This window comes from Alicyclobacillus fructus (assembly GCF_017329605.1).
Taxonomy (GTDB): Bacteria; Bacillota; Bacilli; order Alicyclobacillales; family Alicyclobacillaceae; genus Alicyclobacillus; species Alicyclobacillus fructus.
In genome coordinates this window covers 1-9938 of the sequence record NZ_JAFMTY010000041.1, presented here as the reverse complement: position 1 = coordinate 9938, position 9938 = coordinate 1, and the positions used below count along the sequence as shown (strand labels likewise).

The following is a 9938-nucleotide window of genomic DNA, read 5'->3' as shown; positions in this document are numbered from 1 at the left end:
GAGGGATCGAGCTCTGGTGGTTGCTTATCACCATCGTAGCGCGCAACATCGCCATTTTCATGATCCCGTGGCGTCGAAAATCGACATGAGGGTCTACTCAGCCGATCTGTCGCTACTCAGCCGATCTGTCGCTAGCTACGTTGATCCGCCGAGATCGTCGGCGGCCCCATTGAAGGTTTGCTTCCCACTCTGGATCGCGGAATAGTGGGATACGTTGATCCGCCGAGATCGTCGGCGGCCCCATTGAAGGGTTGCGCACCACAACCTGGTCAATATGCAAGAGCGGCGTTGATCCGCCGAGATCGTCGGCGGCCCCATTGAAGGGACAGCGCTACAATGTGACGCGGACGGGCGTCACGCGGTTGATCCGCCGAGATCGTCGGCGGCCCCATTGAAGGACCTTGACCGGTAGACTTGTGATGGAGAATGTCCTGGTTGATCCGCCGAGATCGTCGGCGGCCCCATTGAAGGAACACCCCAGACGCAAGCCTGGGCCAAACAGCGCCGTTGATCCGCCGAGATCGTCGGCGGCCCCATTGAAGGCTCATTTCGACGCCTCCTTAGTCCTGCATCACATGTTGATCCGCCGAGATCGTCGGCGGCCCCATTGAAGGCGGTTCTGTTCCGGTTTTATTCCGGTTCAAATCGCCGTTGATCCGCCGAGATCGTCGGCGGCCCCATTGAAGGACGTCCGGCGTGTGGGGCCATGAGGCGCAGGGCGGTTGATCCGCCGAGATCGTCGGCGGCCCCATTGAAGGGACGTTGTGCTGCTGGCGCTCATCGGCCTCTTGGTGGGTTGATCCGCCGAGATCGTCGGCGGCCCCATTGAAGGGGTGGATGTGTGCGGAGGTATTGAGATGTTGGATTGGCGTTGATCCGCCGAGATCGTCGGCGGCCCCATTGAAGGGGTTCGTTTGGTTTCGGTTCGCAGCTTTATTTCGCAGTTGATCCGCCGAGATCGTCGGCGGCCCCATTGAAGGCGGGAGCGGCATGTCCGTGAGATTGATTATTGGATGGGTTGATCCGCCGAGATCGTCGGCGGCCCCATTGAAGGCGGCCCGCCTTGACATGGGACCCCCTGGCCCCCCTGGTTGATCCGCCGAGATCGTCGGCGGCCCCATTGAAGGGTTTGCGTCTGATGGTTCGTCTCAATTGGGTGACCTCAGTTGATCCGCCGAGATCGTCGGCGGCCCCATTGAAGGCTTGAACGACATCTTGTTGTATATGAAGAGGAATCGAATTGTTGATCCGCCGAGATCGTCGGCGGCCCCATTGAAGGAACAGTTCCCGGATCCGTGGGCAGGCATTGACGAGGTTGATCCGCCGAGATCGTCGGCGGCCCCATTGAAGCACCAGGGAGGCACCCCCTGCTAGGCTTGCCCGAGCCCTCGTTGTTCCGCCGAGATCGTCGGCGGCCCCATTGAAGCAAGGATAGCAGAATCCCCTAAACCCCATTGCCCATGTTGTTCCGCCGAGATCGTCGGCGGCCCCATTGAAGCAACACATCGCCGGTTACGTCCAACGCCTGTAGGAACTGAGTTGTTCCGCCGAGATCGACGGCGGCCCCATTGAAGCGTCAAACTGTTCCTGTCGATGATCACGAGAAGGTTGTTGTTCCGCCGAGATCGACGGCGGCCCCATTGAAGCCGTCATTGGCCCGCCACCTTCACCCAGCGCAGCACTGTTGTTCCGCCGAGATCGTCGGCGGCCCCATTGAAGCTCTGGCGCGTATATCCATATCGCAGATCGAACGCGCTGTTGTTCCGCCGAGATCGTCCGCGGCCCCATTGACGGAGGCTTATATCTTCCGAAAGTCACCCCGTAAGCCAAGCCAACACCCGACGGCCACGACGGCCATGCCGATCAGGGCAATGGTTTCCGAAGGACTGAGCCATCTATCCAACATGCCACCGAGCCACGAACCGAGCGGCGGGCCAAGTGCAATCAGGGAGCCCCGTAGGCCCATGATGCGTCCCATGACCTGCGTCGGCACAGAGCGCTGGACGACGGTCCGCGCCAGCGGTGGATATCCGCCAAACAGGAGTCCGGCGCAGGCGAGGGACACGTAGGTGAGTGTGAAGGCGTGGATCCAGAACAGCGGGGCGAACGCCGCGCCCCATCCGATGATCATCAACGCCATGACTGCGCCGGTCTTGCCTCTTTTGGGGATCGAGCCGCTTAACGCCGCCCCAACAATCGAGCTCATGGCATAGGCGGTCCAAAGGCTGCCTAGGATCCAGGCGCCTCGGCCAAACTGCCGGTGTGTCAGGAGGGGCAACTCGATGTCAAGCGCGCCGTACGCCAGATTGAGCGCGCACGCGCCGATGGTGATCCACCAGACCGGACGCAGCGCGTACAACGTCTTCATGGCCTCGAGGGTGTTTAGCACCAACGGCCGCGCCGCCTGACGCATCGTCATCGGCGAACGCCTCGCCTGCCCGGGTATCTCCGCCAGTCCAACACATAGGGCCGCGAGCCAAAACGAAATTGCGTCCAAGAGGATGGCCGCGGAGATTCCTGCGCGCGCGATGGCGATTCCGCCAAGTGTCGGTCCTAGGATGGATGCGCCGTTCCACAGGACCTCCATGAGCGCATTGACGGGGCCAAGCTCATCATCCGCTACGATGCTTGGGATGACGACGCTCCAGCCGACGGTCGAGAACGGCGCAAGGCAGCCTGCCGCAAACGCGAACATCAGAAGCGCCCACACAGGAAGCGCGTGGATCCCATGCAGCACGGCGATGGATGCGAACAGAGCGCCGAGCGTGGCGTGGGATCCGACGAGCGTTCGCTTGTGGGAGGTGTGGTCGAGCACGTGACCAACGATGGGGCCGAGCGCGACACCTGGCAGGCCATAGGCGAGGCCCAGCCATCCCAGCACCTGCGCGCTCTTGGTCATGGTCATCGCGCACCACAGGAGTCCCATCCACCCCACCTGATCACCTAGAACCGAAACGCCATCCGCGATCATGAAAAGCACCAGACCGCGGTGGCGGTACCACGACGCCCTTGTCAACATCTTCGTTTGTCACCTCATCAGGAGCCCCCTGCTGGAGCTCGTAGATGTTTTCAGACAGACGGGGCTTCCCCCGACGAGGCGGATCAAATGGGCCTGTGCATGCGGATGGCTCCCTTCTTCCATCTCCAAATATCATATCGCGAAAAAAGCGCCGGCTCACACTGGAGCGGCGCCCAAGCGGGGTGAGGCCATCACCTCCGCGGCTCGTAGGGAATCCCGTCCGCCGCCGGCGGTGTGGATCGGCCAATGAGTCCGGTCAAGGCGAGAATGGTGAGCGCGTACGGGATCATCTGCAGAAGGTTGGACGATACGCCGTGGCCCTGCAGGACGATGCCGAGCGCGGTGGAGAAGCCGAAGATGAGCGCTGCACCGAAGGAGCCGAGCGGTGTCCACTTGCCGAAGATCATGGCGGCGAGCGCGATGTAGCCGCGGCCGCTCGTCATGTTCGACGTGAACCCGTTCAGGATGCCGATGGACAGATACGCGCCTCCGATGGCGGAAAAGATGCCGCTCAGCACGACGCCGAGGTAGCGCAGGCGCCACACGGGAATGCCGAGGGTGTCTGCGGCGAGCGGGTTTTCACCCACGGAGCGCATCCTGAGCCCCAGGCGCGTGGAAAACAGGAACCAGTGCGACAGGAAGATCAGGACGATGCCGATGTAGACGAGCACGCTTTGATTTTGGAACACAATCCCGATGTACGGGATGTGATCCAGGCCCGGAATGCTGAGCGTCGGCAGTTTCGGCGTGTTCACGGGTGTGCCGCTGTACCCGAACAGGGTGTTCAAGAGGAACGTCGTGAGTCCCGCTGCAAAGATGTTGATGCCCATGCCGAGCACCGTCTGATCGGCTGACACGTGAATGGCGCCCCAGGCGAGGGCGAGCGCGGTGAGCGCTCCGCACACGATGGCGGCAAGCAGGCCCACCCATGCGTTACCCGTCCAATACGAGAACGCGACGCCGAAGAAGGCGCCAATTAACATAATGCCTTCCATGGCGATGTTGACGACGCCGGTGCGCTCCGAGAACGTGCCGCCGACGGCCGGGAGCGCGAGCGGGATCGCCATGGACAAGGTCAGTGCCCAAATTTCAGGGTTGGAGAAGACCATCCGTGCGCCTCCTTTTCCAATGCGTACACCGGCTCGTCAGCTCGCCGGCGTCTGGGCTCGCGCTGAGCGCCGCCGCCGGTACCAGCCGATGACCTGCGGAATGATGCGCTCGCACCCGACGAAGAAGATGATGAGCCCCTCAAGCACGTTGGTGAGCGATGCCGGCACGTTGGACGCAATCTGCATGTTCTGGCCGCCCGTGGTAAGTGCGCCGAAGAAGAGGCCGGAGATGATCACGCCGAGCGGATTGTTTCTCGCCAGGAGCGCCACCACGATGGCGGTGTAACCGTAGTTCGACGAGAACCCGTCGAGCAGTTGGTGATCCACGCCGAGCATCTGCACCGCGCCCGCTAGGCCGGCGAACAAACCGGACAGGGCGAGGGCCAGCACGATGTACAGCTTCACGCGAATGCCCGCGTATTTGGCCGCTCGCGCGTTCAATCCGACGGATCGCAGGGAGAACCCGAGCGTCGTCTTGTACAGCAAAAACCAGGCCGCCAGCACGGCGATGGCCGCGATGATCATCGAGATGGGCGAGAGCTGCGCCTGCTGAAACCCCTGCGTGAAATACGGGAACTGGGTGTTCGACGCGATGAGCGGCGACTGCGGGATGTAGCCTTTCTGCTGCATGGGCCCGCCCTCAATCAGGTAGCGTGCGAACAAAATCGCGATGTAACTCATCATCATGGTGGTGATGACTTCGTGCGCCCCGACAAACGCTTTCGTCAATCCGGGCACGATGCCGGCCCAGATGGCGCCCGCGAGCATGCCGGCCAAGAGGCATAGCACCATGTGCAGCCAACCCGGCAGGGACGTGAAGTGATAGCCGACCCACACCGCCGCGGTGGCGCCAATCCAATATTGGCCGTCTGCGCCGATGTTGAAGAGGCCACTTTGAAACGACAGGGCAATGCCCAGCCCGATGATGATGAGCGGCAGGCTCGCGGTGATGGTGTTGCCGAGATTTCCGAGGCTGCCAAATGCGCCGGACACGAGCGATCCGTACACGGATACCGGGTTGTATCCGAGCGCCGCCACGAGGATGGCGCCAATCACAATGGCCACCAGGCTCGCGGCCACGGGCAGTAGAATCGACTGAAGCGCCTTCACACGGTTCCCTCCTTGGCGCGTTGACCGGTCATCATGAGGCCGAGCTGCTCGCGCGTCGCCTCCGCCCCGTCCAGCACGCCGACGATCTCGCCATCGTGCATGACCGCGATGCGATCGGACAGGCTCAGGATTTCGTCGAGTTCGAGCGAGATGAGCAGCACCGCCTTGCCTTCGTTGCGCAGGCGCACGAGCTGGCGATGCACGCCTTCGATGGCGCCCACGTCCAGTCCGCGCGTGGGCTGGGCCGCGATCAGCACAAGCGGATCGCGCGAGACCTCGCGGGCGAGGATCACCTTCTGCTGGTTTCCGCCGGAGAGTTCCGAGGCCTTGCGGCGAAAGTCGGGCGGCCGCACGTCAAACGCCTCAATCAGCCGCTTGGCGTACGCCTCGGCCGCGCGGCGGTTCAGGATGCCGCGCCGCGAAAAGGGCGGCCGGCGGAAGTCCCTCAGGATCACGTTGTCGGCGAGATCGAACGCGAGAATGAGTCCATCGAGCTGTCGATCCTGCGGCACGTACGCGATGCCGAGTTGCGTGCGCTCCGCGGGGGAGAGATGGGTGATGTCGCGCCCATCGAGCACAATCTGCCCCTCTTCCGCGCGCAACAGTCCCGCGATGGCGTCCGCCAGCTCAAACTGGCCGTTGCCGTCGATGCCCGCGATGCCGAGGATTTCGCCGCGCCGCACGGTCAGATCCACGCCCTTCACGCGCTCATGGCGATCCGCCGAGCGCACGCGCAGTCCGCGCACTTCAAGCGCGGGCGATCCGGCCTTCGCAGGCGGCTTTTCCACGCGCAGCACGACCTCCCGGCCCACCATGAGATTCGCGAGCGTCTGCGGCGTCGCGCCCTTGGTGTCGATCGTCTCGACCGTCTTCCCGGCGCGCATGACGGTGACGCGATCGCTGATTTCCAGCACTTCGTCCAGCTTGTGGCTGATGAAGATGACCGGGGTGCCTTCGGCCTTCAGCGTCCGGATGATGTTGAACAGCTCGCGCGTCTCCTGGGGCGTGAGCAGGGCCGTCGGCTCGTCCAAAATCAACACGCGCGCTTTCCGGTAGAATGCCTTGAGAATTTCCACGCGCTGCTGGAGACCGACCGTCAAATCGCCCACCTTGGCGTTGGGATCGATGGCGAGCCTGTAGCGCTCGGACAACTCCCGCACCCGCTGTACCGCCTGGCGCCGGTCGAAGCGGACGCCGCCCGGCTCGTCGCCGAGCACGACGTTTTCCGCCACCGTGAGCGCGGGGATCAGCATGAAGTGCTGGTGGACCATGCCGATCCCGGCGAGAATGGCGTCGCGCGGGCTGCGGAAGTGGACGGGCTGGCCAAACAGCCGGATCTCGCCCGCCGTCGGCTCGAGCAGGCCGTAGATGACTTTCATCAGCGTGGACTTGCCGGCGCCGTTTTCGCCGAGAATGGCGTGCACTTCTCCCGCGCGCACGGTCAGGTTCACGCCGTCGTTGGCCTTGACGCCTGGAAACCATTTTTTGAGGTCCACGACTTCCAACACGGGTTCCAAAGCCGGGATCGCCTCCAAAGGAAATTGAACCCCCGGGCGGGCCTGGCGGCGCCGCCCGGTGTCATCTTACTTCTGCACGGTGGTCGAGACCTGGACCTTGCCGCTCAGGATCTGCTGCTTCGCCTGGTTGACGGCGTCCGTCACCGACTTGGGCAGGCCCGACATGAGCGGCGCGATCCCGACGCCGTTGTTCGAGAGATCGAAGTTGTTCACGCCGCTCTTGAACGTTCCGTCCTGCACGGCCTTGATGGTGTCAAACACCGAGGTATCCACGCGCTTGATGGCGCTCGTGATGACGGTGCCGGGCGCGAGATACGACTGATCCGTATCCACGCCGATGGCGTACACCTTCGCGCTCTGGGCGGCTTTGATGGAGCCGATGCCGGTGCCGCCCGCAACCGGGAAGATGATGTCGGCGCCCTGTGCAATCTCATTTTGCGCGTACTGGCTGCCCGCAGCCTCATCGCTGAACGAGTTGGTGTATTCGACGATAACCTTGCCCGTCGGATCGACGCTGTGGAAGCCCTGCTGGAAGCCGGCGATGTACGTGTCCACCGGCGGAATCTCCTGGCCGCCCACGACGCCCACGGTGTTGTGGCTGTTGATGTTTTTGAGCAGGTGGTTCTTCTGCACCATGCCGGCCACGACGCCTGCCAGGTAGCCGGCCTGCTGCGACTGGAAGATGGCGCTTGCGACGTTCGGGATGCCCGTGATGCTGTCATCGATGATCAGGAAGTGCGTCTTCGGATACTCCTTGGCGACCTGTTGCACGGCGTCCGCCATCAGGTAACCCACGGCGATGACGAGATCGTACCCGTCCTGCGCGAAGTGGCTGAGGTTGGGCACGTAGTCCGACTCCGACTGGGACTGGACGACGGAGGTCTGGATATTGGGCAGTTGCTGTTTCGCCTCCTGCATGCCGACGTACGCCAAGTGGTTGAAGCTGTTGTCGTTCAGGCCGCCGGTGTCCGTCACGAGGCCCACCTTGATGGTTTTGCCGCTTGTCGAGGTGGCGTTGCTGGTCCCGCCGGTGTTGGACGTGTTGGTCCCGGACGAGTTGTTGGTGCCGCAGCCTGCTGCCAGGGCGCCAACCGTCACCAGCGCCAGGCAGGTTTTCCATACCTTCTTCCTCATGTATAGAGCCCCCTTTTTTCGATTACCCGAAGCATTTGCACTTGGCGCGGTTTCCATGCTCGAAACCATTCGCCTCTGATTCGACAACGGACGACAACACTCCTGTGTCAATTTGCTGGATCTCGGCGCGAGCGACAGGGCCGCCGGGGTTCGCCGGTTTGGCCGCGCAAGGTTTGCCGGGGTATCATTGAAGGCAAGGCGGACGGGATCGACAGATGGGCGCGAAGCCGCAAAGTGGAGGAGGATGTTTCATGGCGGATGCGAAACACACGGCGCTGCTCGTGATGGACGTGCAAAACGGCATTGTGTCGCGCTACATCCAGGATGAGGCGGGGATGCGGCCGTTCCAGGACGCCGTGGCGGCCGCGAGGCGCGCGGGTATGCAGGTCATCTTCGTGCGCGTCGCGTTCAGCGAGGGATTCCCGGAGGCAAGCCCGCGCAACAAGATGTTCGCGCACCTGGCGCAGGCGCGAAACATGGCGGTGACCGACGACACCACGCAGATCCATCCCGCGGTGGCCCCGCAGGCCGGGGAGCCCGTCATCACCAAGTACCGCGTGAGCGCGTTTGCGGGCAGCAATCTCGAGATCATCCTGCGCGCCAAGGACATCACGCACCTGGTGCTCTGCGGGATCGCCACTTCCGGCGTCGTCCTGTCGACGTTGCGCGAAGCGGCGGACAAGGACTATGTGTTGACGGTGCTTAGGGACGCGTGCCTCGACGCCGATCCAGAGGTGCACCGCGTGCTCGTCGAGAAGGTTTTCCCTCGGCAGGCGGACGTGATGACGGTGGAGGAATGGACGAAGACGCTCGCCTGATGGAGGCGGCGTGCTCGAGGAGGCCTGCGCATGGAAATTGCGCCGAACATTCATCTGCTGGAAGGCACCAAAGGCAGCTACAGCTATCTCGTGCTCGGCGACGAGCCCGTCCTGGTGGACACGAGCATGCCGGGGCGAGCGGACGCCATCGTCCAGGCGCTCGCCTCCCTGGGCCTCAAGCCGTCCGATCTCGCCCACATCGTGCTGACGCACCTCGATGTGGATCACATCGGCAACGCCAAGCGGCTCAAGGAGCTTTCGGGCGCCACCCTGTGGGCGCCGGGGCCTGACATCCCCTATATCGAAGGGAAGGCCAAGCCCAAGGGCGTTCGCCGCGCCATCGCAGGCATGATGCGCGTCGAGCGGCCCAAAGTGGACCGCGCGCTCGATCCCGGCCGGCGCGTCGGCGCGCTCGAGGTGGTGCCGGCGCCCGGGCACACGCCGGGCCACGTGTGCCTCGTCGCGTTCGACACCCTTCTCGCGGGCGATCTCGTCACCACCCGCGGTGGCCGGCTGAAAAAGTCGCCGTCGTTTCTCACCTGGGACAAGGCCGCGCTCCGGCGCTCCCTCGCCGACGTCGGCCGCCTGTCGTTCGACTGGGTCTGCCCGGCGCACGGCGATCCCGTCCGGCGCGGGTCGCTCTGGGAGGCGCTTCTCGAATAGACGCCGGGACAACACGAGGAGGCGGCCGTCAACAAGCCGCCTCCTCGCGTGTGCGCTCACACGCCGACGTTCGATTCCTCGGGCTCGCGCACGTAGGGCAGGAGCTTTTCGCGCACCCAATCCGGCAGGGGGCTCGACGTGCGCTTCTCGAAGTCGTAGTACACCACCACCGCCTTGCCCTCGCACATCACCTCGCCCGCCTCGCTGCAGATCTGACAGTAGAATTCGAAGCTTGATCTCCCGAGCCGGGTCAGCCACGTGCGCGCCACGACATCCATGTGCTCCGGGTAGCGCGTCTCCTTGCGGAAGTCGATGTGCAGCGAGGCGATGACGAGCGGGAGCCGCTGACCGAACACCTCCTGCAAAAATGAAATTCTGGATTCCTCCATGTATGTGGCGTAGACCGCGTTGTTGACGTGCCCGTTCAAATCGGTATCGCTGTAACGTATATGAATCTTTGTTTCATGGATGAGCCTTTTGCAGAATCAAGAGCCCTTGTGCGGCAAGGGTTTTTCGAGCACAAAGAAGGACTTCACCCCAACTTGAGAGAAAGAAAATGGTATCCACC

Annotated in this window: 8 protein-coding genes and 1 CRISPR repeat array; of the genes, 2 read left to right on the top strand and 6 right to left on the bottom strand. The window is 63.2% G+C overall.

Features of this window, described 5'->3' with window-relative positions; all coding sequences use genetic code 11:
• Nucleotides 1–139: 139 nt before the first annotated feature.
• Nucleotides 140–1794: direct repeats of the CRISPR family, unit length 37 nt; unit sequence GTTGATCCGCCGAGATCGTCGGCGGCCCCATTGAAGG.
• Between the two features lie 4 nt (nt 1795–1798).
• The 5 genes from J3481_RS13840 to J3481_RS13820 form a co-directional block, all read right to left on the bottom strand.
• On the bottom strand, nt 1799–3019 hold the full coding sequence (locus tag J3481_RS13840) for an MFS transporter (RefSeq protein ID WP_206832711.1): 1221 nt from the start codon (nt 3017–3019) through the stop codon (nt 1799–1801).
• Nucleotides 3020–3210: 191 nt separating this feature from the next.
• The gene (locus J3481_RS13835; RefSeq protein ID WP_206832712.1) at nt 3211–4128 is read right to left on the bottom strand and encodes an ABC transporter permease; all 918 of its coding nucleotides are present in this window, start codon (nt 4126–4128) and stop codon (nt 3211–3213) included.
• Between the two features lie 36 nt (nt 4129–4164).
• Nucleotides 4165–5238, bottom strand: a complete 1074-nt coding sequence (locus tag J3481_RS13830) for an ABC transporter permease (protein ID WP_206832713.1) — start codon at nt 5236–5238, stop codon at nt 4165–4167.
• The gene (locus J3481_RS13825; RefSeq protein WP_206832714.1) at nt 5235–6755 is read right to left on the bottom strand and encodes an ABC transporter ATP-binding protein; all 1521 of its coding nucleotides are present in this window, start codon (nt 6753–6755) and stop codon (nt 5235–5237) included. The genes J3481_RS13830 and J3481_RS13825 overlap by 4 nt, the downstream gene beginning before the upstream one ends.
• A 66-nt stretch (nt 6756–6821) precedes the next feature.
• Entirely contained in the window at nt 6822–7889 is a 1068-nt protein-coding gene (locus J3481_RS13820) for a BMP family lipoprotein (RefSeq protein WP_206832715.1), read from the bottom strand.
• Between the two features lie 251 nt (nt 7890–8140).
• On the opposite strand from J3481_RS13820, the gene J3481_RS13815 reads away from it, so the two are divergent.
• Nucleotides 8141–8707 (top strand): cysteine hydrolase family protein, encoded by a 567-nt coding sequence (locus J3481_RS13815; RefSeq protein ID WP_206832716.1) that lies wholly within the window; start codon nt 8141–8143, stop codon nt 8705–8707.
• Nucleotides 8708–8737: 30 nt separating this feature from the next.
• Nucleotides 8738–9370, top strand: a complete 633-nt coding sequence (locus tag J3481_RS13810; protein ID WP_206832717.1) for an MBL fold metallo-hydrolase — start codon at nt 8738–8740, stop codon at nt 9368–9370.
• Between the two features lie 56 nt (nt 9371–9426).
• On the opposite strand, the gene J3481_RS13805 is transcribed toward J3481_RS13810, so the two are convergent.
• A complete protein-coding gene (locus tag J3481_RS13805; RefSeq protein WP_328702172.1) occupies nt 9427–9825 on the bottom strand; it encodes an acyl-CoA thioesterase in 399 nt (132 codons plus the stop codon).
• Between the last annotated feature and the right edge of the window lie 113 nt (nt 9826–9938).